The sequence below is a fragment of the Algoriphagus sp. PAP.12 genome, from assembly GCF_026652115.1.
Lineage (GTDB): Bacteria > Bacteroidota > Bacteroidia > Cytophagales > Cyclobacteriaceae > Algoriphagus.
Genome location: NZ_JAPPSQ010000010.1, coordinates 121416 through 146854, shown reverse-complemented (window position 1 = coordinate 146854; position 25439 = coordinate 121416). Strand labels below are relative to the sequence as shown.

The 25439-nt window shown below is 40.8% G+C and carries 24 protein-coding genes; 14 read left to right on the top strand and 10 right to left on the bottom strand.

Going from position 1 to position 25439, the window contains the following annotated elements; genetic code table 11:
* The first annotated feature begins 15 nt into the window (after nt 1–15).
* The 3 genes from O0V13_RS13410 to O0V13_RS13400 all read left to right on the top strand — a co-directional run bounded on the left by O0V13_RS13410 (nt 16) and on the right by O0V13_RS13400 (nt 1812).
* The gene (locus O0V13_RS13410) at nt 16–465 is read left to right on the top strand and encodes a hypothetical protein (protein WP_268035478.1); all 450 of its coding nucleotides are present in this window, start codon (nt 16–18) and stop codon (nt 463–465) included.
* Nucleotides 466–586: 121 nt separating this feature from the next.
* Nucleotides 587–982, top strand: a complete 396-nt coding sequence (locus O0V13_RS13405; protein ID WP_268035477.1) for a PAS domain-containing protein — start codon at nt 587–589, stop codon at nt 980–982.
* The gene (locus tag O0V13_RS13400) at nt 979–1812 is read left to right on the top strand and encodes an MBL fold metallo-hydrolase (protein ID WP_268035476.1); all 834 of its coding nucleotides are present in this window, start codon (nt 979–981) and stop codon (nt 1810–1812) included. Before O0V13_RS13405 ends, O0V13_RS13400 begins: the two co-directional genes overlap by 4 nt.
* Here O0V13_RS13400 and O0V13_RS13395 read toward each other — a convergent pair.
* The 6 genes from O0V13_RS13395 to O0V13_RS13370 all read right to left on the bottom strand — a co-directional run bounded on the left by O0V13_RS13395 (nt 1809) and on the right by O0V13_RS13370 (nt 10121).
* Nucleotides 1809–2549: an MBL fold metallo-hydrolase gene (locus tag O0V13_RS13395; RefSeq protein WP_268035475.1), complete on the bottom strand. Its 741-nt coding sequence runs from the start codon at nt 2547–2549 to the stop codon at nt 1809–1811. The genes O0V13_RS13400 and O0V13_RS13395 overlap by 4 nt on opposite strands.
* 96 nt (nt 2550–2645) lie before the next feature.
* Nucleotides 2646–4184: a YifB family Mg chelatase-like AAA ATPase gene (locus tag O0V13_RS13390; RefSeq protein ID WP_268035474.1), complete on the bottom strand. Its 1539-nt coding sequence runs from the start codon at nt 4182–4184 to the stop codon at nt 2646–2648.
* Between the two features lie 93 nt (nt 4185–4277).
* The gene (locus O0V13_RS13385; RefSeq protein ID WP_268035473.1) at nt 4278–5963 is read right to left on the bottom strand and encodes an arylsulfatase; all 1686 of its coding nucleotides are present in this window, start codon (nt 5961–5963) and stop codon (nt 4278–4280) included.
* Between the two features lie 167 nt (nt 5964–6130).
* Nucleotides 6131–6490 (bottom strand): hypothetical protein, encoded by a 360-nt coding sequence (locus O0V13_RS13380; protein ID WP_268035472.1) that lies wholly within the window; start codon nt 6488–6490, stop codon nt 6131–6133.
* A 50-nt stretch (nt 6491–6540) separates the two neighbouring features.
* Nucleotides 6541–8373 (bottom strand): ABC transporter ATP-binding protein, encoded by a 1833-nt coding sequence (locus O0V13_RS13375; protein ID WP_268035471.1) that lies wholly within the window; start codon nt 8371–8373, stop codon nt 6541–6543.
* Nucleotides 8374–8423: 50 nt separating this feature from the next.
* Nucleotides 8424–10121 (bottom strand): hypothetical protein, encoded by a 1698-nt coding sequence (locus tag O0V13_RS13370; protein WP_268035470.1) that lies wholly within the window; start codon nt 10119–10121, stop codon nt 8424–8426.
* Between the two features lie 231 nt (nt 10122–10352).
* Between O0V13_RS13370 and O0V13_RS13365 the strand changes: the two genes are divergently transcribed.
* The 11 genes from O0V13_RS13365 (at nt 10353) to O0V13_RS13315 (ending at nt 19641) form a co-directional block, all read left to right on the top strand.
* Entirely contained in the window at nt 10353–10598 is a 246-nt protein-coding gene (locus O0V13_RS13365; protein WP_073572391.1) for a type B 50S ribosomal protein L31, read from the top strand.
* Nucleotides 10599–10667: 69 nt separating this feature from the next.
* A complete protein-coding gene (locus O0V13_RS13360) occupies nt 10668–11864 on the top strand; it encodes a GlmU family protein (protein ID WP_268035469.1) in 1197 nt (398 codons plus the stop codon).
* A gap of 9 nt (nt 11865–11873) precedes the next feature.
* Nucleotides 11874–13010 (top strand): DNA polymerase III subunit, encoded by a 1137-nt coding sequence (locus tag O0V13_RS13355; RefSeq protein ID WP_268035468.1) that lies wholly within the window; start codon nt 11874–11876, stop codon nt 13008–13010.
* A gap of 7 nt (nt 13011–13017) precedes the next feature.
* A complete protein-coding gene (locus O0V13_RS13350; RefSeq protein ID WP_326492730.1) occupies nt 13018–13446 on the top strand; it encodes an ATP-dependent zinc protease family protein in 429 nt (142 codons plus the stop codon).
* Nucleotides 13447–13451: 5 nt separating this feature from the next.
* The gene (gene rimK, locus O0V13_RS13345; RefSeq protein ID WP_268035467.1) at nt 13452–14360 is read left to right on the top strand and encodes a 30S ribosomal protein S6--L-glutamate ligase; all 909 of its coding nucleotides are present in this window, start codon (nt 13452–13454) and stop codon (nt 14358–14360) included.
* Nucleotides 14357–15292: a hydroxymethylbilane synthase gene (gene hemC, locus O0V13_RS13340; protein WP_268035466.1), complete on the top strand. Its 936-nt coding sequence runs from the start codon at nt 14357–14359 to the stop codon at nt 15290–15292. Before rimK ends, hemC begins: the two co-directional genes overlap by 4 nt.
* Nucleotides 15289–16134, top strand: a complete 846-nt coding sequence (locus O0V13_RS13335; protein ID WP_268035465.1) for a peptidylprolyl isomerase — start codon at nt 15289–15291, stop codon at nt 16132–16134. The genes hemC and O0V13_RS13335 overlap by 4 nt, the downstream gene beginning before the upstream one ends.
* Nucleotides 16124–17041, top strand: coding sequence for an SDR family oxidoreductase (locus O0V13_RS13330; RefSeq protein ID WP_268035464.1), 918 nt, complete (start codon nt 16124–16126; stop codon nt 17039–17041). Before O0V13_RS13335 ends, O0V13_RS13330 begins: the two co-directional genes overlap by 11 nt.
* A gap of 41 nt (nt 17042–17082) precedes the next feature.
* Complete coding sequence (locus tag O0V13_RS13325) at nt 17083–18468, top strand: sodium-dependent transporter (RefSeq protein WP_268035463.1); 1386 nt, start codon at nt 17083–17085, stop codon at nt 18466–18468.
* 123 nt (nt 18469–18591) lie between these two features.
* Nucleotides 18592–18963 (top strand): response regulator, encoded by a 372-nt coding sequence (locus O0V13_RS13320; protein WP_268035462.1) that lies wholly within the window; start codon nt 18592–18594, stop codon nt 18961–18963.
* A gap of 78 nt (nt 18964–19041) precedes the next feature.
* The gene (locus O0V13_RS13315) at nt 19042–19641 is read left to right on the top strand and encodes a porin family protein (RefSeq protein ID WP_268035461.1); all 600 of its coding nucleotides are present in this window, start codon (nt 19042–19044) and stop codon (nt 19639–19641) included.
* A 57-nt stretch (nt 19642–19698) separates the two neighbouring features.
* On the opposite strand, the gene O0V13_RS13310 is transcribed toward O0V13_RS13315, so the two are convergent.
* The 4 genes from O0V13_RS13310 to O0V13_RS13295 all read right to left on the bottom strand — a co-directional run bounded on the left by O0V13_RS13310 (nt 19699) and on the right by O0V13_RS13295 (nt 25439).
* A complete protein-coding gene (locus O0V13_RS13310; protein ID WP_268035460.1) occupies nt 19699–22203 on the bottom strand; it encodes a WD40/YVTN/BNR-like repeat-containing protein in 2505 nt (834 codons plus the stop codon).
* 93 nt (nt 22204–22296) lie between these two features.
* Nucleotides 22297–23451 (bottom strand): hypothetical protein, encoded by a 1155-nt coding sequence (locus O0V13_RS13305; RefSeq protein ID WP_268035459.1) that lies wholly within the window; start codon nt 23449–23451, stop codon nt 22297–22299.
* On the bottom strand, nt 23448–24638 hold the full coding sequence (locus O0V13_RS13300) for a hypothetical protein (protein WP_268035458.1): 1191 nt from the start codon (nt 24636–24638) through the stop codon (nt 23448–23450). Before O0V13_RS13300 ends, O0V13_RS13305 begins: the two co-directional genes overlap by 4 nt.
* Nucleotides 24639–24728: 90 nt before the next feature.
* On the bottom strand, nt 24729–25439 hold the full coding sequence (locus tag O0V13_RS13295) for a gluconate 2-dehydrogenase subunit 3 family protein (RefSeq protein ID WP_268035457.1): 711 nt from the start codon (nt 25437–25439) through the stop codon (nt 24729–24731).

The window sequence follows — 25439 nt, the reverse complement described above, 5'->3', positions numbered from 1 at the left end:
AAAACCCATGATACTATGAAATTAATGGATAAAAAAGCAATTCTAAAAGGCTGTTTGATCAAGCAAGAGATGCAGATTCAAGATTTTGAAAAGGAAATCAAAGAATTAAAGTCTGAGATATATGATCATGATGTCATTCCTAGTCAAGATGGAGGAGGCACCACTGACAAACAAGAACTTCTTGCTAGATACGAGTCAGAATTGGAGTTTTTAAAAACAGAATTGGCAAAACTTGAAAGTATTGATCCAAATAAGATCCACAATGTTGTGGACGTAGGATCTGTAGTAATGACTGATAAAAGGACTTTTTTTGTGGCTGTATCAACTGAAGAAGTTGAGGTAAATGATCAATCCATTTTTGGGGTTTCTACACAAGCACCAATTTTCATTCAGATGAAGGGCAAAAAAACCGGAGATGAGTTTGAATTCAACAAGCAGCACTACAAAATCGAACAGGTCTATTGAATAAGAATGCTTATAATATTGCGTTTTATTTAGAGATTTAGTTATGGTTTTTAGGTCAAAACTTAATTATTGAGGGATATTTTGTAAATTTCTTAAGTTTTTTCATTTAAGACCCTGAAATATGCCTGCACAGCCACTTGAATTAATTTTAGGTAGACAGTTTGTGGATACTTTGAGCATTCCTGCTTTTTTGGTAGATACCCAAGGCAATTTGCTTTTTTATAATGAGCCAGCAGAAGAAATTTTCGGGTTAAGGTTTGGTGAAACTGGCGGTATGAGGGTGGAGGAATGGGCGACAATTTTTACCCCGATGGACGGAAAAGGGAATCCATTAAAACCTGAAGATTTGCCATTGGTAAAAACTTTGACCACTCAGATTCCTGCTAATGGGTCAATGTTTATCAATAACCTTAATGGAGAGAGAATACCTATTTCAGTAAGTGCTTTCCCAATAATAGGAAAGCCCGATCGATACTTGGGAGCAATGGCTATGTTTTGGAAAAGTGAAATAATATGATCGCAAAAATCTGGGGATGCAGGGGCTCGTTACCATCACCGGGGCCGGAGAATATTGTTTACGGTGGAAATACTTCCTGCATAGAGGTGAGCGATGGTGAGACTTTTCTGATTTTAGATGCTGGCTCAGGAATTCAGAGATTGGGGAGATTTATGGGGCCTGAAGTAAAGGTGATTCACATCCTTTTGACACATTTGCATATTGATCATACGATGGGGTTGGGTTTCTTCAAGCCTCTTTATCATCCGGATGTAGAAGTTCATTTGTGGGGGCCATCAGCCAGTAATGATTCTTTGTTGAGTCGGATCCGAAAGTATTTTTCGGCACCACTTTTTCCGGTAAGATTGGGAGACTTGCCTAATCACCCAGTCATTCATGAATTGGATGAAAGTGAGTTTGAAATTGGAAATTTTAAGATCAAATCTGAATATATCTGCCATCCCGGGCCTACTTTAGGCTATAGGATTCAGCATGGAGAGCATGTGATTGCATATATGCCTGATCATGAATTGAGATTGGGGTCTTCAGATTTTCCAAATAATCCTGAATGGACTTCTGGTTTTGAAATAGCGAAAAAGGCGGATGTGTTATTTCACGATGGAGCTTATTCTTTTGCGGAATATGAAAAGAAAGTGGGTTGGGGACACAGTGCAGTGAGAGATACGCTTCAGTTTGCAAGGTTGGCACAGGTGAAAAGACTATCAATTTTCCACCATGAGCCAACTAATACTGATGAGCAACTTGATGAGATCCTAAGACGGAATATTGAAGGAAAGGATTTTGACTTCGAAATAGAAATGTGCAAAGAGGGCCAAGTCTACGAGTTTTAATTTGGATACCAATTCTTCAATCTCACCTCAATTCCTGGTGCACTTGCATTAACTAAAGTCTTGAATTTTTCAACATCACTCAATCCTTCTGTACCTCTATAGTGATAAGGATAAACGATGGTTGGTTTGAATTCAGATACCGCTGAGGCAGCTTGATCCACATCCATGGTATAAGGTAGATTCATGCAGACAAAAGCTACATCAATTCCTTCCAAGGCTCTCATTTCTGGGATGTCTTCAGTGTCTCCAGAAAAGTAAAAGCTTTTACCTCCCAATTCTACGATGTATCCATTTCCGCGGCCTTTCGGATGTCTGCTGTCATCGGTTTCTGGAAGATTATACATTGGGATAGCCTCAATTCGAGAACCTAAAATGTTCTCTACATCTCCATTTCCCAGGACAATGATGCTTTTATACTTTTCTGCGGGAAGTTTGTCAGCTACTTCTTTTGGAGCGACAATGACAGTCTGAGAAAGATCCAATCCGTCTAAGGTTTCCTGATTATGATGGTCTCCATGGATGTCTGTGATCAATACTAAATCAGGGCTGTTTTGTCCCCTGAATACATCCGCACCACCATAGGGATCCACATAAATGGTTATGTCTTTATAGTCCAGAGCGACGGTGCCATGCAGAATCGGTGTGATTTTCACATCTCCATCATCGGTTTTGATCATGTCCTGTGCCTGCCCTGAAATGGAAAAAGCAATAAATAAAAGAGTAAGAAAGTTTTTCATAGGGTGTAAAGATTATGCTTTGCTTAATTTCTTCAAAGAATTTGAAAACAGCAAGTTAACTGATGTGAGAGGTGAATGTTTAAATCTCAAGTCTTCTCAACCGGCCCAATCTTCTCGATCCAGGCTTCTATATTGAATGGCTTCTGCCAGATGTTCTACTTTGATTTCATCTGAACCGGCTATATCTGCAATGGTCCGAGCGACTTTTAGGATTCTATCGTAAGCACGAGCTGAAAGCCCTAATCTTTCCATGGCAGTTTTTAATAAGATTTTACCTCCATCATTGATTTGGCATATTTCCTTGACCATATGAGAAGGCATCATGGCATTGCAATAGACTTCGGGATTGTCTTTGAAGCGTTCCTTTTGTTTGTCTCTCCCTAAAATGACTCGATCTCGGATAGCTTTACTGGATTCGCTTTTTCGGGTGGAGGTCATTTCGTCAAATTTCACCGGAGTGACTTCCACATGAAGATCTATCCGGTCCAAAAGTGGACCGCTGACTTTATTCAGATATCTCTGAACGATTCCAGGCCCGCAAACGCATTCTTTTTCGGGATGATTGTAATATCCACAGGGACATGGATTCATACTGGCAATCAACATAAAATTGGCAGGGTAGTCTACCGAAACCTTAGCTCTCGAAATCCTGACTTTTCGCTCCTCCAGAGGCTGCTGCATTACTTCTAGGACCGTTCTTTTGAATTCGGGTAATTCATCCAGAAATAAAACCCCGTTATGTGCTAATGATATCTCCCCAGGTTGAGGATTGCCTCCTCCTCCTACTAATGCGACATCCGAAATCGTATGATGTGGACTTCTGAATGGCCGGCTTGCCAGCAAGGAGGCGTTTTTTCCTAGTTTTCCTGCCACGGAATGAATTTTTGTTGCCTCCAAAGCTTCTTGAAGAGAAAGAGGTGGGAGGATGGAAGGAAGTCTTTTTGCCAACATCGTTTTACCTGCTCCAGGAGGACCTACCATTATGACATTATGGCCACCTGCAGCAGCGATTTCCATAGCGCGTTTGATGTTTTCTTGACCCTGAACGTCCGCAAAATCAAACTCAATGTCATCTAATGAATGGTAGAAAATTTCACGGGTATCAGTGACTAATGGTTCGATATCCAATTCTCCCATCAGAAACTGAGAAGCTTCCTGTAGAGTCTCTACGGGGATGATATCCAAGTTATTGACGATAGAGGCTTCTTTAGCATTTTCTTTTGGAAGGATAAAACCTTTGAGACCTTGTTTCCTAGCTTCTATGGCAATGGGTAGTACTCCTTTGATAGGGCGAAGATTGCCATCCAGGGCTAGCTCTCCCATGATAACATACCTGCCTAATTCAGGAAAATCCACCTGCTCTGAAGCTTGTAATATCCCCATCGCAATAGGCAAATCATAAGCAGAACCTTCTTTTCGAATATCTGCCGGAGCTAGATTGATGACCACTTTTTGCCGGGGCATTCTATAGTTGAAATATTTGAGTGCAGATTCTACACGCTGCTGGGATTCTTTTACCGCCGAATCGGGAAGTCCCACCATGAAAAAGCTAGTGCCTTGCCCTACATTCACTTCGATTGTTATCAAATTTGCATCTACGCCTGAGACAGCGCTTCCAAAAGTTTTTGCTACCATAGTGTAAAAAAGGAAACCTTGTTGGTTTCCTTGATATAAGTTTTTAGTAAGATTAAACTGTTAATTTAAATTATTTTTTAAGTTAATTCGTTCTTAGGGTTTTGGAAGTACATTGTTTTTGATAGCCCAATTTTGCCATAGGCTATCCAATTCATGAACGATTCCCGGATACCTGTCAGCTAAATCATTAGATTCAGTTTGGTCCTCATTAATCCGGAATAATTGCCAAGGTTGTTTGGCATCCAACGTAACCAGTTTCCATTCAGAAGTTCTGACATACCTGCCTCCTTCATGTTCATTGAAGAGGATAGGATGTCCTTCTCGTTTCTTTCCCTCAAAGATGGGAAGAAGGCTTTTTCCTGCCAAAGGAGTGATTGGGATTCCATTCCAGCTTTGTGGATATTCTGCCTTTGCGACATCGGCAAAAGTTGCCATGAAATCCATCACATGGCCAACTTGATTGGAGATGGTGCCTGCAGATTCCTTTATTCTGTTTGGCCAAAAAGCAATCATCGGGGTATGGATTCCTCCTTCGAATGATTCCATTTTCCAATATTGAAATGGGGTGTTAGCCACATTGGCCCATCGAATCCCAATGGATGTGAAAGTAGTCTGTGGACCCGGAAGCACATCTTTTTCCACAGGATAATGAATCTTTTCACCAGACCTCGTATGGCTAGGCCGGTCAAAGCCTGGTCCATATCTCATAGCATTCTCAGAACTGGCTCCATTGTCACTTAGGAAAACTATAAGCGTATTGTCAAGCTCTTCCAATTCTCGGAGAGTTTCGATGATCCTTCCAATTCCTTGATCCATTCGGTCTACCATAGCTGCATGTACTGCCATGGCATGAGCATCCCAATCTTTATCTTCATTTTCTTCCCATGACACTTCACTATCCCATCTTTCTGAAAGTGGAGCGACATTTGGATCAATCATGCCTAGTTTTACTAGTCGATTATAGCGCTGAATTCTAATAGAATCCCAACCAACTTTATAAGTGTCTTTATATTTCTCTATGTCTTCCGGAAGTGCGTGTAATGGCCAGTGAGGAGCGGTGTGTGCGACATAAAGGAAGAAAGGCTTGTCATCTTTGACAAATTCTCGGATGTAAACCGAAGCTGTATCATTGATAGCATCAGTGTGATAATAGTTTTCGGGAACTTCTGTAACCGGTTCCGTGCCATTGACCAAACTAAAAGGGTCGAAGAAATCCACGACGCCCCAGATATTTCCAAAGTATTTTTCAAAGCCTCTATTGGTTGGATATTGCTCAATTGGAGAAAACAGAGGGTGTTCTTCTTGATGATTGAGCCAAGCTAATTGGGCATCTGGTGATTCTTGAACAACGGTATTGGAAACATGCCATTTTCCAACCATTCCAGTGTGATATCCCGAGTTTTTCAATACTTCAGCCAATGTAACTGCAGAGGTGGTGATGTGTCCTCGGTAAGCATCGAGGCCTGTATCAGTGGTCATTTGACCGATTCCCGCTTGATGATTATATAATCCAGTTAAGAGAGATGCTCTGGTCGGACAGCATCTAGATGTATTAAAGAACTGCGTGAATTTGATTCCTTGACTTGCCAGCCAATTGAGATTCGGAGTATCGATTTCTCCACCAAAAGCTCCCAAATCGGAATATCCTAAATCGTCTGCAAGGATTAATATGATATTTGGTGCTTTTTCAATCGTGGATTGGGGAGCTTTTTCACAAGAAAAGAGACCTAAAAAGAGAAGAATAATAAGAAGTCCGTTTGAATTCTTGACTGTAATCATGATTGGTAGATGCAAAAGGATAGGAATGAAAACTGAAGTTAAACCAATCCTTATTATTTCACGATTTGATTTTTATAGGTGGGGAATGGGTTTAGAATGAGGCGTTTAAAAACGAAGAAAGGAAGCCAGCGGCTTCCTTTCAATGATGTGTTCGAGTCTATTACTGGTTAATCAGTATAATTTTGACGAGGTGGAATGTTTCCGCTATCACTTTCCGGTGCTTTTGTTGGAACAGGTTTTGGAGTACTTGGTTTAGTAGGCTCCGGTGTATGAGGATGCTCAAAGTCATAAATCTTTGCTTTGAGTCTATTCATCTCATTGTCCATTTTGGTGATTTTTGAATTTAGCGATGAGATTGCTCCCTTTCCAGTCAGCCAAGCCACCAAGAATATTCCTAGCCCTATCAAGAAAATAGTCACCATCGATTGAGAGGTAACCTCATCCATTCCAAAAAGGCTACCCAATGTGTCAAAAGTGATGAAAAATATCAGATAGGCGACAAAATATACCAGTAGAACTATCTGCATGATTTGATGAAACTTTTTCATTATTTTAATCTCTTATTTTTTTAAATATACTAAACCGACTGGATACTGGAAAGCTTTTGATAGAGCCCTTCTGTTAAGATTAGTTCTTTGTGAGTACCTCTTTGAACGATTTTTCCTTGCTCAATGACTAGGATTTCATCAGCATGCTGAATGGTACTCAACCTATGGGCAATGACCAGAGTGGTCCGGTTGGCCATCAGTTTGGTCAAAGCTTCCTGAACCAATAATTCTGATTCAGAATCCAAAGCGGATGTAGCTTCATCCAAAATCAAAATCGGAGGGTTTTTCAATACGGCTCTTGCAATACTCAATCGCTGTCTTTGTCCACCGGAAAGCAGAGAGCCTCTTTCTCCAATGCTACTTTGGTAGCCATTACCCATTTTGGAAATGAACTCATGAGCATTGGCGATTTTAGCTGCCTCAATGACCTGTTCTTCTGTTATATTTTCTAATCCAAAAGCGATGTTATTGAAAACTGTATCATTGAAAAGAATGGATTCCTGAGTTACAATTCCCATTAGCTTTCTCAGGCTTCCAACTTCAAAAAATCTCAGATCATTTCCATCCAAAAGAACTTCTCCTTCTGTAGGATCGTAAAATCTTGGTACCAGGTCAGCCAATGTTGATTTTCCTCCTCCGGATGGTCCGACGAGAGCAATGGTTTTTCCTCTACCTAAAGAGAAGTTGATATCCTTTAAAACCTTTTTATCCTGGTAAGCAAAGCTTACATTTTTAAACTCAATTGAGTTTAAAAATGCTTTAGGTACAATCGGATTTTCTGGGCTTTTGACTTGAGTTGGAGTATCTACTACTTCGAAAACCCGCTCGGCAGATGCAATCCCACGCTGGATACTACTGACAGCTCTGGAGATTTCCTTGGCTGGGTTCAAAACCTGAGTGAAAATGATGATATAAGTAATGAAATCCGAAGCGCTCAAGTTGGAGTTCCCACTCAAAACCAAGCTGCCTCCATAAACCAAGATTCCTGCGACAACACTCACTCCTAAGAATTGAGAAATAGGAGAGGCCAGTTCATTTTTTCGGGCCATATTCACATTGACAGCAGCGTAGTGATCGGTTTCCTGATCAAATTTCCCGAACATAAATTTCTCGGCATTGAATGCTTTAATGACACGCATTCCTCCCAAAGTCTCATCAAGAATATTCACAATTCGACCTAAAGATTCCTGGCTTTGGACTGCTTTCTTTTTTAGTCTTCTAGTAATGCCACCGATGATTGCTCCTGAAATTGGAATGATCAGGATCGTGAATAGGGTCAGCTTAACCGACATAAAGAAAAGGACTGCGAAATAAAGAATGATAGTCGCAGGTTCTCTAAATACGACTCTCAGGGACTGAACAATGGTGTTTTCTACCTCCTGAACGTCATTGGTCATTTTTGACATCAGGTCTCCTTTTCGCTCATTGGAAAAATAACCAATGTGAAAACGAGTGACTTTTCCGAAAATGTCAGCTCTCATTTTCTTGATGACAACTGCTCTTACTTTTGCCAAAACCACACCGGATAAGTAGGTGAAAAGGTTGGAAAGGAAAACAGAAATGACAATGATGATACAGACGAAAATCAGAGTGCCGACTTTACCATAATCATCTGTTACTTGAAGAAAATAGTGGTTGAAAAGGCCAGTAAAATATTCAATACTCAAAGAGAACTCAGGAAGTGCTCTGTATTTTTCAAGGCTTTGTGGATCTACCTGCTCAAAAATCACATCAAAAAGAGGCTTGAGTAAAGTGAAATTTACCAAGCCAAAAATGATGGAAAAGAGGGTGTAGATAATGTATGTTGGGACGAATCTGCCAAAAGGTTTGGCATAGGAAAGGATCCGCAAATAGGTCTTCATGCTGCAAATATCGGAATTCCAGTGGGCTTTTACGCAAAATTGCGTTATGCCTAGAAATTGTAATCAGGTCTAATAAAGTTCCATCTGATCCCTAATTGGATGAATTGCTTTCTTTCTGGAGAATCTAGATCCTGTGCAGTTCTCCTTCTAAAAGTGTGATTTGCATCGATAAAGAAATTATGCTTGAGCATATAGCTAGCCACCAAATTGGTCTGAATAACCTTGTTTTCGATTCCTTGACCGATGTAATTTCCAAATAGTCCTGTCGGACTTCCTTCCAATCGGTTTTTTAAAACATCTCCGCCGTAATTGGTTTCAGCATCCGGATCTGAGCCGTACAATTGATACATTCCCAAAAGGCTCAGATTCAACTTTGGAATTGGCTGATAACGAATGATGCTAATGAACTCCCTGAAGTTTGCACCTCGTGGATGGGTGAGTGGAGTTCTCCAGTTGCTGTAGGATTGATCATCAAATTTCTCCTGGAAAGTATATGGTCTTGCAGCGTTGAACTCAAGCTGGAGGTCCAAATTTGAAAGTCCGAATGCATTGATGTATTTGTAGCCGGCCTGTGCCCCGAACTTATTTCTTTTTGAGCCTTTACCGTCAATTCCGAAAAACTCATTGAACACAAACTCATCCAAAGCAAATTGTCCATAAAACTGCATCCCGGGATAAAAATTCCACTTTCCGTCAAAACCTAACATCACTTTGTCTGGGGTTCCCAATTGCTGCTCCACCCAGCGGAAAAATACGATTGGATTGAAGTAGTTGAAATTGACCTTGTCAGTCATCACTGATTCAAAGAAACCTAGGTTGATGTTTTTGCCAATGTTGAATCCCAAACGGTGCATGGAAAAGTATTTCTGAGGATACCTTCCATCGGTCGGTCTGCCTCTGTCATAAAAGACGTCGGCGGTCATCTGAGTCCAGAGATTGGTCAATTGAAACTTCCAGACTTTGGTGTTCAGCTTGACAAACATGTAAGGATTGGAAAAATCTGAAAGCAAAAAGGAGCGATATCCTTCTCCTATAAAGTTTCGGTCATGTCCCACTTGAGCTTGAATACTTTTGGTCAAATTGAAATTCACATGACCTCTGGCCGAGAAATAATTGTAGCCATCGGTATTATATTCTTTCCAAAAGCCTTCACCTGGTACTGCGCCGTTGTATTCTGCATAATTTTTTACCCAAGAAGGAAAGAATAACTCAGTGGTGGTCATATAAGTAAAGAAACTCACCTTTTTATCAATGGCTCCTCTCACAACGATTCCTCTGGAAAGGTGGGCAGGATTTTGATCATTATCTGTTTCTGTGCCTCCTGCCAAATAAATCACAGGACTCAAATGGATGTCAAAATCCTCACTATAATAATGAGCAAAGTCTCCAGGTTTTCGATAAAGCTTTTTGAGGAAAGGCTTATTCGAGTCTGGGGTTTCCTGAGATACAAATTCCCAATTGTCTTGAGCCAAATATGCTAAATTGAACCTATCGGATGCGGTAGAAATCACAGGGTCATTTGCCAAGGAATCCAAATATTTGGCTAGAAGATCTCTCCTTTGAGGTTTATAGGCAGTTTGGAAAAAGGGATTGTTCTTTCCCTGAAGAATCTCATAGCGTTCAAAACGATGATAGTAATCCCGATCAAAGGGAATATAACTTCCTTGTGCTTGGGCAAGGCTTTGTGTGAAAATCAAAAAGCTGACTAAAAAGAAAAGTTTTGGGAGTGAAAGTAAGGGTTGCCTCATGCTTTGGAGTATTGAAAACTGATTTGAAAATAGCAGGTCAGACCGAATTTCCCTATATGACCCATGATATTGTAGTCAAAGGAAAATTAATTTCTTGAAAACCTTACCTTTGTGGCAAGTGGTGAGAGAAATCCAAACTCACAGAATTTTCTAGAAAGATTTGGTGATTTTTGCGAAAAAGGATAACTTTGTGCCTCATTTGAAAAAGCTACTCCAAAAATACTTAGTGATATGAAAGCTGATATTCATCCAAACTACAGAGACGTTGTGTTTTATGACACTTCTTCTGAGTTTAAATTCTTGACTAAATCTACCATCGAAACCGAAGAGACAATCACTTGGGAAGATGGACAAGAATATCCTGTGTACAAAATTGAAGTGAGCTCTCAGTCTCACCCATTCTACACTGGTAAGAAAATGTTGCTCGATACTGCTGGTCGAGTTGAGAAATTCAACAGAAGATACGCGAAGAAGTAATTCCAAAGCGTATTCAGCTAAAAAGTCTCGCGGAGCATGGATTCCGGGAGACTTTTTTATTTTTGCCACATGGAAAATATTCTTTTGTTCGATGATCCTTCGATTCGTGGGTCATTACTCCCTTTTACTTTTACCAGACCTGTGGCAGATATCCGAATTGGGATATTAAAGATCTCTGAGAAATGGGAGAAGTACAGCGGGAAAACCGTTTCGTATCTTACTCAGGATTACCTTCAAAAGAAATTTCCCAGAGCCGATGGTGGCCTGTTGGCAGTAAACGGAGCTTGGTTGCCAGATTCTAATTCTATTGAAATTCTCCAAAATTTGGGGGAAAACCAGTCACTCTACTCCGGAAAGACGCTTTTGGCTTCTTACATCGGTGAGACTGAAAAAAATCTGAGTTTAGCAGCTGAAAAGGAAATTGTGCAGATTGAAACTGAGCCGGATATGCTTCTCAAGACTTGGAATATCTTCCAATTCAATGGTGCGGAGATCAGAAAAGACTTTGAACTGATTACCAAAGGGCGGAAATCAGAAAAACTGAAAGATCCATATACCCAGGTTTATGCTCCTGAGAATATTTTCATTGAAGAAGGAGCGGTAGTTAAGGCGGCAGTTTTGAGTGCTGAGAATGGACCGATTTATATCGGCAAGAATACCGAAATCCAAGAAGGAGCTTTGATACGTGGACCTTTTGCTCTTTGCGAAGGTTCTACTGTGAATATGGGAGCCAAACTACGTGGAGACAACACGGTTGGCCCACATTCCAAAGTAGGTGGTGAGATTTCCAACTCCGTAATTTTTGGATACAGCAATAAAGGACACGAAGGATTCCTAGGGAATTCTGTATTGGGTGAATGGTGCAACTTAGGTGCTGATACCAATACGTCAAATTTGAAAAATAACTACGCTCCTGTCAAAGTCTGGGACTATGTGAAAGGAGGATTCACCAATACAGGACTTCAGTTTTGCGGCTTGATGATGGGAGACCATTCCAAGTGTGGGATCAACACCATGTTCAATACCGGAACGGTCGTAGGAGTAGGTGCCAATATTTTTGGAGATGGCTATCCGAGAAATTTTATTGCCTCATTTGCTTGGGGTGGAGCAGCTGGATTTTCTACCTTTCAGTTTCCCAAATTCAAAGAAACAGCTATTGCGGTCATGAACCGCAGGAAGATTGAATGGACAGAAGTTGAGGAGGAAATGCTGTTGAAGTTGTTTGAAATGTCCAAGAACTACCGAATTTGGGAAAAAAACTCCTGATCTTAGACCATGCAATTTTCTGAAATACCAGGACTTCCAGAGACCAAGGCACATTTGCTCAATGCTGTTAAAAATAACCATTTGGCACATGCGCTTCTTTTCTATGGTCCAGAAGGATCTGCAAATTTGACGATGCCATTGGCATTGGCGACCTATTTATATTGCCAAAATCCTACAGAAACAGACTCCTGCGGAACTTGCCCTGCTTGCCAGCGGATGGCAAAGTTGGTGATGCCGGATTTGAATTTTGCATTTCCTGTTATTGCGAAAGCCAAGGAGACGGATAAGGACAATGATCAAAAAGTGGACATGTTGGCAAACTGGAGAAAGTTTGTGCTGGAACAGCCTTATGGGAATGTCCATGATTATATCTACTTCAATGGTTTTGAGAAAAAGCAATTGAACATATCCGTTGGAGCAGCAAGACAGATCATTCAGACACTTTCTTTGGTTTCATTTGAAGGTGGATATAAAATCATGATGATTTGGGGCGTGGAATTTTTAAATCCCCAGGCAGCAAATGCCTTGTTGAAGATTTTGGAAGAGCCACAGCAGAAAACCATTTTCATGTTGATCACTACTCAGCCAGAGCAATTGCTGACTACGATCCTTTCCAGAACTCAAAAAGTGATGGTTCGGGGATTTACTGATGAGGAAATTCATGAATATTTGGTTTCTTCCGGACTTTGTGATGATCAAACAGCCATGCAGATTTCTATGATTGCCGATGGAAATCTCCGGGAAGCCATGCGCTTGGTGAATCAGGTGGAAGATCAGCAAGTCTCTTGGATCAGGAATTGGTTCAGATTGTGTCATGGCAAGCAATTGAAGGATATATTTGCACTGTCGGATTCCTTCCACAAGTTTGACAAAGAAGCTCAAAAATCCATTTTACAGACAGGGATGAATGTACTGAGGGAGATTTTATTAAAGAATGCTTCGGTTGATTCATTGCTTAGGACGAAAGGAGATGATCGGGAATTTATCAATAAGATCAGCGGGAATGTCCTTAAGGAAGATCACATTCCGGGTCTGTATGAGCTATTCAATAAGGCGCATTATCATTTGGAAAGAAATGGGAACGCCAAATTGATTTTCACAGATCTTTCCATGGAAGTTGTACTATTGATGGCGAAAATCGACTAAGATTGAAATGAAAGTCATAGGTAGAAAAGAAAAAATCAGTCTCCCTGAATTGGGATTGAAATTGGTTTGGGCCAAAGTGGATACGGGAGCCTACACCAGTTCAATTCATGCTGAAAATATCCGCACCGAAAACAGAAACGGAAAAGAAGTTTTGGTTTTTCAGGCTCTTTTGCCAGGACATAAAAGCTATACTGGAGAGGAGTTGGTGTTTGAGCAGTTCAGGGAAAAGAAGGTGAAAAACTCCTTTGGACAGGGAGAATCTAGGTATTTGATTGAAACTCAAATGGAATTGGCTGGTGAAAAGTTTGATGCGGAAATCACTTTGTCTGATCGGTCAAGTATGAAAAATGCGATTCTTTTAGGTAGAAAAATCCTCAGAAAACGGTTTTTAGTGGATGTGTCTGGAATGAATCTAGCAAAAGCCTACAGAAAATAAGTGTTATGAAAATTGCAATCCTTTCGAGGAACCCTCAATTATATTCAACAAAAAGGCTTTATCAAGCCATTCAGGAAGCCGGTCATGAAGCTATGATTGTGGACCATAGTATCTGTGATTTGATCATAGAGCAGGAGGGCCCTTCTATTATTTATAAAGGTCAGAAAGTGACCGGTGTGGATGCGATTATTCCCCGAATTGGTGCTTCTGTGACATTTTATGGAACAGCAGTGGTTCGTCAATTTGAGTTGATGGGTGCTTTTCCTGCGGTCAATTCTCAAGCTATCGTCAGAAGTAGAGATAAGCTGAGAAGCTTACAGATCCTTTCCAAGGCCGGTTTGGGAATGCCCAAGACTGCATTTACCAATTTTTCAAAAGGTGGTGAAAAGCAACTAATAGAACATGTGGGAGGAGCTCCTTTGATCATCAAGCTATTGGAAGGCACTCAAGGCTTGGGAGTTGTTTTGGCGGAGACAAAAAAGGCAGGACAATCTGTAATCGAAGCTTTTCATGGTTTGAAAGCCAGAATTATTGTTCAGGAATTTATCAAAGAGGCGAAAGGGGCTGATATCCGAGCTTTCGTAGTCAATGGAAAAGTTGTGGGGGCCATGAAAAGGCAGGGAGCAGAAGGAGAATTTCGTTCCAATCTTCACCGTGGAGGAAAAGCGACAGTAATCAAACTCAGCCGGGCAGAGAGGCAGGCCGCTTTAGGTGCAGCCAAAGCTCTTGGCTTGGATATCGCTGGGGTGGATATGCTTCAGTCTGAGCGTGGACCATTGATTTTGGAAGTAAATAGTTCTCCGGGATTAGAGGGGATCGAAAAAGCAACAGGTGTAAATATTGCGGGAGAAATCATCAAATTCATCGAAGAAAAGGCAAAAAAAGGCCCTTCTAAGAGAGTAAAGGAACAATGAGAAAAATCAAAATAGGAACCCGAGGTAGTAAGTTGGCTTTATGGCAGGCTTACCATGTCGAAGATCTTTTGAAAAGAGCGGGTTTGGAATCCGAAATCGTCATTATCGATACCAAAGGGGATCAAATATTGGATGTTTCCATTTCAAAAATTGGAAGCAAAGGGGTGTTTACCCAGGAGTTGGAGGATCAATTGACAGATGGAAGGATCGATATCGCTGTTCATTCGGCCAAGGATATGCAGTCCAATCTGCCTGAAGGTTTTGAGATTATTGCCTTTACTGAAAGAGAGAAAGAAAATGATGTTTTGCTCTCATCCAAAACCGATATTTCTATTGCTGATGCTTCTAAGCCTTTGGTTTTAGGAACTTCTTCTACCCGTAGAGTAGCGACTTTGAAGCATTTTTATCCTCATGTGAGAACGGTTGAGGTAAGAGGAAATCTTCAAACCAGAATTCGCAAAATGGAGGAAGGTCTTTGCGATGCTTTGCTTTTAGCCTATGCGGGAGTCCATCGAATGGGCTATGATGATCAAATCGTAGAAAAGCTTTCATTAGATGAGTTTACTCCGGCTGTTGGACAAGGGTCGGTAGCGATTGAAGTATCGTCCACATTGGATCAGACTATCAAAAACAAGCTGATTTCTGCTTGCAATGATTTGCCGACTTCTTTGAAGTTGAGGGCAGAAAGAGCCTATCTCCGAGTTTTGGAAGGAGGCTGTAGCATTCCGGTTTTTGCCTTGGCATCTTTGGAAAATGATGAGATTACCTTGAGAGGTGGGATCGTTTCCCTGGATGGAAGCGAAAGAATTTCAATTGAGGTAAAAGGAAATGCTTCTAACCCGGAAGCTGTAGGGCAAGAGTTGGCTGATAAGGTCTTTGGTGCAGGAGGAAAAGTAATTTTAGATCAGATTAAATCCACATTGAACCCATGAAAATAGGGAATTTGGTATCAGCAATGCTGGGCATGTTATTATTGGTGTCCTGCGCAGGTCAAAAAGATCAAATTGTCAGAATAGACACCAGTTATGGAGAAATTGTAGCAATCCTTTTTGATGATACTCCTGCGCATAAATCAAATTTCATCGAGTTAGCGGAGGAAGGAAGGTTTGACAGTACTGAATTCCATCGTGTGATCCGTGATTTTATGGTTCAGGGAGGGGATGTATTTACTAAAGAGGCGATGCCAGCTGAAGAATGGCCGACATTACCAGCCGAAATCCTTCCGAATCATTTCCATAAAAAAGGTGCGATTGCAGCTGCCAGACAAGGAAATGGGATCAATCCTGAAAAGAGATCCAGTGGCTCTCAGTTCTATATAGTCTTGGGAGAGGTATATACTGAAGAAATGCTGGTGACAGAAATGGAAAGGCTTCAGGAAGCTTTTATGCAATATGTTCAATTGAAAAGCCAGGAGGCTCTTAAAAATGAATATATCAGGCTTTACAATGCCGGTGAATACGACTCCTTGACTTCCTTGATGTATTCCAAAAGAGTGGAAATCGAAGATGCTTTGAAAACGAATTTGACCAAGGAGATTTCAGATGAAGAGAAAGAAGCTTATACGACCATCGGAGGCACACCACATTTGGATGGTGAATACACAGTATTCGGTGAGGTGATTTCGGGTTTGGATGTCGCTGAGAAAATTTCAGAAGTACAAACAGGACCTAGAGATAAGCCTGTTCAGCCGATCTACATGACAGTGACTGTAGAGAAAATGGCCAAGAACAAAATAGAAAAGGAGTTTGGATACAAATATCCCAATGAGAAATAAAAAGAAGTTATTCCTAACAGGAGCCAATGGACTCTTAGGTCAAAAGTTGGTTTCTCAGTTGGTTGAGGCAGGTGAATTTGAAGTTTTTGCATCTGGAAGAGGTGAGTGTAGATTGCCAGAAGGTGGTTTTACGTATATCTCATTGGATTTGGAAGATGCGAATGAAGTAAAAGATAGGATTCAGGAACTTTCTCCAGATATAATAATCCATGGAGCAGCGATGACTCATGTGGATCAATGTGAGTTGAATCAGGACGCATGCTATCAGGCAAATGTGGTAGCCACTGAAACTTTGGCGAAGGCCGCAGAAGCGATAGATGCTCATTTTATCTTCGTTTCAACAGATTTTATTTTCTCGGGTGAAGAAGGTCCTCTCGCCGAAGATGCGATTCCGGCACCAGTGAATTATTATGGTGAAACAAAAGAGGAAGCAGAGAAGCTAGTAATGAACCTGAAGACTCCATGGGCTATTGCGCGAACAGTATTGGTTTTTGGAATAGCACATGACTTGAGTCGATCCAATATTGTATTGTGGGTCAAGGGAAGTTTGGAAGCGGGAAAAGAAATTCAGGTTGTAGATGATCAATATAGAACTCCAACTCTTGCAGAGGATTTGGCTGCTGGATGTATTCTCATCGCTAAAAAAGGAGCGACCGGAATTTATCATATTTCAGGAGATGAATTGATGACTCCCTATCAGATGGCTTTAGAGGTGGCAGATTATTTTGACCTAAATAAAGATCTGATCAAAAGAACAGACTCTACTAAGTTCACTCAGCCTGCAAAAAGACCCCTAAAAACCGGGTTTATTATCGAAAAAGCCCGAAAAGAGCTTGGATTTGAGCCGAAAACTTTCCGAACGGCGATTGGTATTTTATCAAAACAAATTATCTTAGCCCGTTCTTGAAAACCAGTTTATACCCTTTAATTTAACTTTAGCATCAATTTATGGCAGTAAATGCAAACACCGAAGAGAGAGGACAGTTCGGTTCTAGTCTAGGTTTTATCATGGCCGCGGCAGGCTCCGCAGTAGGACTAGGTAACATTTGGAGATTTCCTTATTTGACCGCTGAAAATGGAGGGGGAGCTTTCGTTTTTGTTTATTTGATTTGCGTATTGTTTATCGCACTTCCACTTTTGCTAAATGAAATTGCTTTGGGTAGAAGGTCAAGAAAAAACCCAATTGGTGCAGTTAGAGAAACAGGAGGTAATAAATTTTGGCAGTTAGCAGGCGTACTTTGTGTATTGGTCTGCTTTTTTGTTTTTAGCTACTATTCGGTGATTGCAGGATGGACAGTAGGATATATTGTAACAGAGATTATCAATATTCCTGTTGACTTCTCTGAATTTGTTCAGACTCCATTGTATGTGATTCCATTGACTTTCCTTTTCATCTTGTTCACGATTTTGATCGTTTTGGGAGGTGTATCTGGAGGTATTGAAAAGGCAGCTAAATTTTTGATGCCAGTTCTTTTCTTGATCATTATTTTCATCGCTGGAAGATCAGTAACCTTAGAAGGTGCTGAGGCTGGAATCCAATACTATTTGAATCCGGATTTCTCCAAAATCAACGGTACAGTAGTACTACAAGCATTAGGTCAGGCATTTTTCTCCATGTCAGTTGGATGGGGTTTGATGATTACTTTTGGATCCTATTTGCCTAAGGAATCTAATATTATTCAGTCGGCGGGATGGATTGCAGGGATGGATACCATGGTAGCCCTTTTGGGTGGTTTGATGGTCTTTCCGGCTTTGTTTGCTCTCCTATCTCCAGAGTATCTGACAGACGGACCTAGCTTGGTTTTCAATGTACTTCCTAAAGTATTTGCTGAAATGCCAGGTGGTCATATTATCGGGGCCTTATTTTTCCTTTTATTGATGGTAGCAGCATTGACTTCTACTATTTCCATGTTGGAAGTTCCTGTATCGTACTTGATCGATGATAGAAAGTGGAACAGAAAGAAAGCTACTTGGGTAGTGGGAATTGCAGCAATGATCTTATCCGTTCCTTCTGCACTTTCTAATATCGAAGGCAATTTCTTTGCAAATATTGAGTTTACTTTCCTAAGCAATCCAGTTCAAGGGTTCTTTGGAGCAATGGACTTTATATTTGGAACATTCGCGGTGATCGTGATCTGTTTGATGTTATCTCTTTACACAGGCTGGGCACAGAAGATTTCCGATTATGCTACAGAATTGAGTTATGGGGCTCCTGGATTTAAAGGGCCTTACAAAACCGCTTGGATGTTCTTTATCAAGTGGGTTTGCCCGATCGTAATCATCTTGTTGATTTTGAATATGATTGGGGTATTTGGAGCTCCTCAAGCTGCATAATTCAAAAAATCACCAACTCATACAATGAAAGGGGAATCTTATGATTCCCTTTTTTTATGAAAATCATATGAAAAGCATTAAAAATTGGATAAACTCCATATATTAAGGCATATTTTTCTTTGTATGAGGATACTTGTTGTTGATGATGATGCGGTACACTTGCTGATCTTGAGAAAGATTTTTGAAAAATCGGAAGATACAGTTGTGGTTGCCCATAATGGAAAAGAAGCTTTACAAGAGTTGGAAAAGGATCCTGGTTTTCATGTTATATTGACAGATATCATGATGCCAGAAATGGATGGGGTAGAGTTGTTGGGCAAAGTGAAATCCAATCTAAAAACAATGGGGATTCCTGTCATTGGATTTACCGCTGGTGATGTAGAGTATTTTCGCAAAAAGTCTCAAGTTCCTTTTGATTCATTAGTACCGAAACCGATGGATTTTTGGGATTTGCATGACCTGGCTAAAAAGAAAGCAATTGCTCTTTTGAATTGAAATTTGAGTTGGTGGCAAGGGATTTGCCAATTTTTTGGAAAGGTTTTCGTTACTTATTTCTAACCAACTATAATTTCCATGAAAAAACTTTCACTGATTATTCTCGCCCTTTGCCTGAGCATTCCTGTTTTCTCCCAAAATGGGATTGGAATCAAAGCAGGTTTAAGCAGTTCTAAGCTTGATTTCAAAAATGAAAACTTTGTTCCTGCCGATGCTCAAACTGGCTATCACGTAGGGCTTTTTGGACGCTTTGGTGCTGCAGGGTTCTTTGTGCAGCCTGAGCTATTATTTACCCAGACCAAAGGTGAATTTGCCTATGTTCCAGGTGGAGTCTCCGGGGGATCTGCTCCTGAAGATTATAAGGCAACCTTCAATAGACTGGACGTTCCGGTCATGGTTGGTTTTCGACTTTTGAAGGTTGTCAGACTAATGGCAGGACCGATTGCAAGTGTGAATATCAATTCCAAATTGGATGAAGCACCGGACACCGTAGGTGATGCGGACTTTAGTGGAGCCACTTTTGGCTATCAGGCCGGACTGGGTGTAGATATTGGAAATTTATCCATTGAAGGTAAATATGAAGGAGGCCTTAGTAAACTGACCGAAAATGTAGGTTCCTATGATACGGACAATAGAATGAACCAGTGGGTATTATCTCTTGGATTCAGAATATTCTAAATGGAAACGTTTAAAAGAGAGAAAGGCTGATCAATCTTGACAGCCTTTCTTTTTTTATTAGTTCATTACTTTTTGTTCTGGTTTTGCAAAATCATGGATTTGTTCCAGCTCCACTACATAGACGCTTCTTCCATGGGTACCAATTACGAGGTCGTTTTCTCTCTCTTGAATTACCATGTCATAAATGGCCACATTCGGAATTTCTCCTTGGAAGAGATTCCAGTTGCTTCCACCATCGATCGTCAAGTATAGTCCATGATCAGTCCCTAAATAGAGGATGTTTGGATTGGTATGATCTTCCAAGATGATATTAGTGGATTCCTCAGGTAGATTGCCGCTGATGGAAGTCCATGTTTTTCCATAATCTGAGCTTTTGAAAACATAGGTCTTGAACTCGTCATATCGATACCCATTTAGGGTAATATAAACCACACCTTCCACATGTTTAGAAGGAGCTATAGAACTCACCCAACGATCTTCTGGAAGCCCAGTATTCAAAGATTCCCAGTTTCCTCCATTGTTGCGAGTGATCCATACATTACCATCATCGGATCCTGCATATAGTGTCCCAAATTCAAAAGGAGATTCTTCGACCACTGATAAGGTTGCGAATGGGACATTTCCACTTTTTTCATTTTTGGTCAAATCAGGAGAAATGGTGGTCCATGTACTTCCTTGATCCAAACTCTGGTAAACGTATTGAGATCCCATGTAAATGATATCCTGATTGTGATGACTCAATCGAGCAGGAGTTCTCCAATTCCAGCGGTTTGGAGTATTGCCAATATCATGACCAGGAGTGATTCTTCTTCTATCTCCGCTTGTCTTGTCAATCCTGAAATATGATCCAAACTGGAAGCCTGTATAGACTATGTTGTTGTCTCTGGTGTCAACCGCCACAACCATTCCATCTCCTCCCATCAAAGACTCCCATGGATCCTCCGGCGCATTTGTAGAACTTCCAAACCAAACTCCATTGTCCTGCATCCCTCCATAGATGTTGTAAGGAGCGGCATTATCCGTGATAATTGAGTAAAACTGGGATATCGGCATTTGGGTATTCAAATGATCCCAAATAGCACCTCCACCATAGCTTCTATAAAGCCCTCCATCGTTCCCCAAAAGGATATGTTTTCCATCCTTCGGATTGATCCACATAGATTGGTGATCGGAGTGAGGTCGACCTACTGAATCAGTTCTCGAGAAATTCTTTCCTCCGTCACGAGAAACCAATAATGGGACACCCAAAACGAAAATCTCATCCTCATCCTGAGTATTCACTCTGATTTCTCCAAAATAGTATCCATAGGTATTGTAAAGTCTACTGATATCTGATTCAGAAACCTTTGACCAAGATTTTCCGGCATCTTCCGATCGATAGACTTCAGCTCCCACTACTGATCCATTGTAAAGTGCCTCATTGGCATTTTCCAAATCTCCATTGTAATTGGCGATTTGCTTGGTGTTGATTTTACCGGTTTTGAGCTGTCTTTTGATTTCGGCGGCGGTGTATTTGCTGGCAAACTGATTTCTTCTCAAAAATGAATTCAAGCGATCATCTTCCAGTCCCATTGCATCTTCAACAGTGAGATCTTTGAAATCCTCAAACTTCAATGGGTTTTCTTCCTCTGGGCCTCTTCTTCTAAATCCGGAAGAAGATCCTTCGCTCGGCTTCTGGCTATCATGAAGCGCATAGACTATATTGGGGTTACTTTGTGCAAAATCAAAACCGATTCTTCCTACAAATTCATCCTGAGGGAATCCTGTTATAGCTTTTTTCCAGGTTTTTCCGCCATCCTCAGATCTCCAGATCGCTGAGCCTTCTCCATTGCCGATGAAATCATGAGCTTGACGGTATCTTTCCCAAGTCGCAGCTACCAAGATGTCTGGATTTTCTGGATGGATTTTAATGTCGATTACTCCAGTATTGTTGTCGACATAAAGGACTTTTTCCCAGGACTTGCCTCCGTCAGTAGTCATGAATAGGCCTCTTTCCTTGTTTTTGGAATAAAGTCCTCCCATAGCACCAACCCATACGATATCCGGATTGGTTGGGTGAATCTGAATCTGACCAATATGGTGAGAATAGGGAAGGCCCATGAATTCCCAGGTCTTGCCAGCATCTGTGGATTTGTATACGCCAGAACCTGCATAAGTAGAGCGGCTGGAGTTGTTTTCTCCAGTTCCTACCCAAAGTACATTGTTGTCGGAAGGGGAAAGAGCCATATCTCCGATTCCCAAAGCGCTTTGACCGTCAAAAATGGGAGAAAAGGATTGACCATTGTCTTCTGTTTTCCATACGCCACCAGAGGCGGCAGCTATGTAAAATGTATTGGGGTTTTGTGCGACCTCAATGTCAACAATTCTTCCAGACATGTTGGTTGGACCAATGTTTTTGGCATTGAATTCTTTCAAAGGGCTTGAGTTTAGGAGCTGTTTGTGTTTTTCAACTGACTCCATCAACTCTTTTTCAGAGGTGGCTTTAATATTTTGGGCTTGAAGGCTTCCTATAGAAAGCAATCCTGCAGAGGCCAAAATCAGGTAGGTAGATGATTTTTTCATTCAAGTTGTGATGTGATGACTAGGGAAGATAAACAAAAGCGGGCAAATCTGGATAGACTTGCCCGCCTAGCGGAATTGGAATAAGAAGAGTGGTTAATTTGCAGGGACAATCCGAGTTTTGTAGATGACAGAATAGTCATTCTCAACTTGGGAAAAGTCTAAATTAAACCATATTTCTTCATTGGAAATAGCCTTGCCCATGTTCGCCAGAATCTCATCCTTTTCAATAATCGGACTTAATGATTCTCCTTTGAGGATTCTGTAACCAACCGTGTTATATTTTTCTGCCAAAGTAAAGATTTGATTGAAATCTGTACCGGCTTCGGAAATGACCTCGTTTGCTTTTTCATCGGTCAATCCTGAAGAATAATAAATCAGGATTTCTCCATCTTCAATTGGATCGATACTATTGAAGGATCCCAATAAGAAATCTCTCATATCAAAGCTTCCTGGCTCCACTTCCTTGGACATATCTCTTTCTTCGAATGCTCCAATTGGAAGTTTGAAAGACCTTGCGGGTGTTTCTAGATTATCAAGAGAAAATGCATAGAACGTAGGGTCATTTCTAAATAGAAAATAGAGTGAATCTCCTTTTACTGTGAAGACAGGGTGATAATCAAAACCCTGAAAATTTGCTTCAGGGTCTAAATATTTAGAGCCTTTTGGAAAAGGAATGATTGGGTGGTACTCTCCAGTATTAATATCTATTCTTTCCAAATTTCTTGCAGAGTCCAAATTCCCATTATCGGCATACCTTCCTTGTAATTTGAGAAACACTTGATTGCCGGCTTGTTGGATAGATGTTGAAAATGAAACCACCAGATTGGCAAATGGAGAAAATTCAGGCTTGAAGTTTTCAATTTTCTCTCCATCGAGTGAATAAATAGAAAAGCCTTGAGTTGTAGGGACTAAATAGGAGGAATTATCTCTAAATAAAAACCTGCCGCTTTTATTGCCTACATAGTCATTGGGGCCATCCCCAGTACGGTTGTATTGATGGAGAATGCTCCCTTCAGAGTCAGTTATTAGGATGTCTCCAGAATTTTGATCTGACAGCAGGTAATTATTGCCATTTGGACTGATGTCCATCAAAACCAAGTTGCCGATATGATCTATAATAAGGGAATCATAAATTTCAAACTTGAGATTTTGCTCTGAAAGGGGTGTGGCAGGTTTTTCCTCTTTTGACTCCCCACAAGAAATTAGAATCAAGGAGGCTAAAAAAAAGCCTAAATAATAGTTTTTCATTCTGTAATCAATTTGTATTTATAAACCCTTAAAAAGTCCTCTTCCACATTCGGGTCAGGCTTTTTCTGGAAATAGATAAACTCATCATTTGCCAAAAGACCACCGGTGTTTGCAATTTCTGGATAGCTTAATCTTCCCAGAAATTCCAATGTGGTTTCATCATAAACAAAAATGCCCGGCGAAGTTTCTCTATTTAGTTTATTATAAATAGCACGTCCCTCATCCTCTTTTCCTTCGGAAAATAATTTTTGAGCTTGGTCCATCTGTTTAGGATCCATTCCGGGGTAATAGGAAATAATAATTAATCCATTTTGAATAAAGATATTTCGGATTGCGGCTGTACCGCCATGAAATGAATAGGAGCCTTCTGAAAGTTCATTTCTATCGATTCCTTCGATTGGGAATAGCCCCGGAATATCCAATGAAAGAGCTGTGTCCAATTTTGATTCGGAGGGTGAAAAGTCATAGATCCATACTTTAGGTTCTCCTCCATGGGAGAGGTATAGTTTTCCATTGTTTTCAGCAAATGCTGGATAGTAATCACTTTGGATAAAACCCTTCCCGTTCAAAAACAGACTTCCTTCCTCAAAAGGACCGAAATCCAGACTTTCTCCAGTCTCCAAATCGACTAATTCAATGGCTTTGTAGGTGTCGTAAAATTCCTGTGCTCCGGCATAGGTCTCTCGGGTACGTATGGAGTTCATAAGGAGGTATGGAGTGCCGTTGAGGCGAATAATTTTTGAAGTCTTACCTGTTCTTGAAGAAAAGACAGCGCCTCCCATGTCTTCGGGGTGTTTGATTTTTTTGAGCATTTCACCGCTTTGAGTATAGATGAAAATACCATTCATACCAATCTGGATTACCTTGTCATTCCCATAAATCACAGGTAAGTCAATCATAAATCCATAAGCATCTGGAGTATCACCTTGCTTGGATAGTGTGTCCAAAATCTCACCAGCACCATCTGTGATAATAATTTTTTGGGAGGGATAGTCAAAGAATGCCAATCGGCTCCCCTCAGGATTTGAAGATGCCAATATTGGTGACCCTAAAAAGTCAAGGTCTAAGGAATCTGCTAATTCCAGATTCAATAAAAGCTCTGGCTTTGTTTCAGTTTTTTGTTCGGAAGTGCCGCAGGAAAACAATACTAAAGAAAGGAAGCCCGCAATAAAAAAAGAGTTTCGCATTAAATGTTAAATATCAGTTGGTTATCAAAAGATAGGAAACAAGCTGGTACAATAAAAAAAACTCAGCCGATTTGACTGAGTTTTTAGTATTTATCCGATGATATTGCCTTCGTCATCCCATTGGACCACATTAGCTCTATCTTCAGGTTTCAGATATAAATCTTTGTATTTCTCTGGATTGGAAAGTCCATGCTTGTCCAAAACTTCCTGAGGAACACCATCCCATACGTTCGGCGTGTTTCCTTTGTAGTCGATGTATTTCCATCCAGCTTGGGTTGAGAAATAACCGGAACAAACCATGTTTCTAACTAGGTTGAACCATTTTACCGCTCCTTCATATTCAGGAGTAGCTTTATCTGGCCATGCTACCAAGTCTACGATTTCCATGACCTGATCATTAGATAGGTCGTTGAAAAGTTTGCCGAACTTCTCATCAGCTTCAAAGTCCAACCACATCAGTCCACCTCTCATACGAGTTTGGTTTCCTGGCTGATCAACCATCATAAAGTCGATGAAGTCCGTTACTTTCAGTTCAGAAGCTGCTGGAGATTCACTGTCTGCCGGGCAAATAATATCCCCTAGCGTATCCAGTTTCTTTCTTTCTGCCTCTGTGAAGAATTTCTCAGCAAGCAATTCCGCATCTCTGATTTTTTCTTCTTCAGTTCTGTTTCCAGGAGTTCCTCCAGTAGCAAGTACCGGCTCATGGGCCAAGGTAGTCTGCTCAGGTTCACATCCTGTCATCAACAAGCCCGCTCCAATTGAGCCTGTAAAGAGTAATTTGAGGTTTTCTCTTCTGTTCAT

Bases quoted from the DNA above. Each gene is read 5' to 3' on its own strand.
- O0V13_RS13410 (WP_268035478.1), top strand. From the start codon at position 16: ATGAAATTAATGGATAAAAAAGCAATTCTAAAAGGCTGTTTGATCAAG.
- O0V13_RS13405 (WP_268035477.1), top strand. From the start codon at position 587: ATGCCTGCACAGCCACTTGAATTAATTTTAGGTAGACAGTTTGTGGAT.
- O0V13_RS13400 (WP_268035476.1), top strand. From the start codon at position 979: ATGATCGCAAAAATCTGGGGATGCAGGGGCTCGTTACCATCACCGGGG.
- O0V13_RS13395 (WP_268035475.1), bottom strand. From the start codon at position 2,549: ATGAAAAACTTTCTTACTCTTTTATTTATTGCTTTTTCCATTTCAGGG.
- O0V13_RS13390 (WP_268035474.1), bottom strand. From the start codon at position 4,184: ATGGTAGCAAAAACTTTTGGAAGCGCTGTCTCAGGCGTAGATGCAAAT.
- O0V13_RS13385 (WP_268035473.1), bottom strand. From the start codon at position 5,963: ATGATTACAGTCAAGAATTCAAACGGACTTCTTATTATTCTTCTCTTT.
- O0V13_RS13380 (WP_268035472.1), bottom strand. From the start codon at position 6,490: ATGCAGATAGTTCTACTGGTATATTTTGTCGCCTATCTGATATTTTTC.
- O0V13_RS13375 (WP_268035471.1), bottom strand. From the start codon at position 8,373: ATGAAGACCTATTTGCGGATCCTTTCCTATGCCAAACCTTTTGGCAGA.
- O0V13_RS13370 (WP_268035470.1), bottom strand. From the start codon at position 10,121: ATGAGGCAACCCTTACTTTCACTCCCAAAACTTTTCTTTTTAGTCAGC.
- O0V13_RS13365 (WP_073572391.1), top strand. From the start codon at position 10,353: ATGAAAGCTGATATTCATCCAAACTACAGAGACGTTGTGTTTTATGAC.
- O0V13_RS13360 (WP_268035469.1), top strand. From the start codon at position 10,668: ATGGAAAATATTCTTTTGTTCGATGATCCTTCGATTCGTGGGTCATTA.
- O0V13_RS13355 (WP_268035468.1), top strand. From the start codon at position 11,874: ATGCAATTTTCTGAAATACCAGGACTTCCAGAGACCAAGGCACATTTG.
- O0V13_RS13350 (WP_326492730.1), top strand. From the start codon at position 13,018: ATGAAAGTCATAGGTAGAAAAGAAAAAATCAGTCTCCCTGAATTGGGA.
- rimK (WP_268035467.1), top strand. From the start codon at position 13,452: ATGAAAATTGCAATCCTTTCGAGGAACCCTCAATTATATTCAACAAAA.
- hemC (WP_268035466.1), top strand. From the start codon at position 14,357: ATGAGAAAAATCAAAATAGGAACCCGAGGTAGTAAGTTGGCTTTATGG.
- O0V13_RS13335 (WP_268035465.1), top strand. From the start codon at position 15,289: ATGAAAATAGGGAATTTGGTATCAGCAATGCTGGGCATGTTATTATTG.
- O0V13_RS13330 (WP_268035464.1), top strand. From the start codon at position 16,124: ATGAGAAATAAAAAGAAGTTATTCCTAACAGGAGCCAATGGACTCTTA.
- O0V13_RS13325 (WP_268035463.1), top strand. From the start codon at position 17,083: ATGGCAGTAAATGCAAACACCGAAGAGAGAGGACAGTTCGGTTCTAGT.
- O0V13_RS13320 (WP_268035462.1), top strand. From the start codon at position 18,592: ATGAGGATACTTGTTGTTGATGATGATGCGGTACACTTGCTGATCTTG.
- O0V13_RS13315 (WP_268035461.1), top strand. From the start codon at position 19,042: ATGAAAAAACTTTCACTGATTATTCTCGCCCTTTGCCTGAGCATTCCT.
- O0V13_RS13310 (WP_268035460.1), bottom strand. From the start codon at position 22,203: ATGAAAAAATCATCTACCTACCTGATTTTGGCCTCTGCAGGATTGCTT.
- O0V13_RS13305 (WP_268035459.1), bottom strand. From the start codon at position 23,451: ATGAAAAACTATTATTTAGGCTTTTTTTTAGCCTCCTTGATTCTAATT.
- O0V13_RS13300 (WP_268035458.1), bottom strand. From the start codon at position 24,638: ATGCGAAACTCTTTTTTTATTGCGGGCTTCCTTTCTTTAGTATTGTTT.
- O0V13_RS13295 (WP_268035457.1), bottom strand. From the start codon at position 25,439: ATGAACAGAAGAGAAAACCTCAAATTACTCTTTACAGGCTCAATTGGA.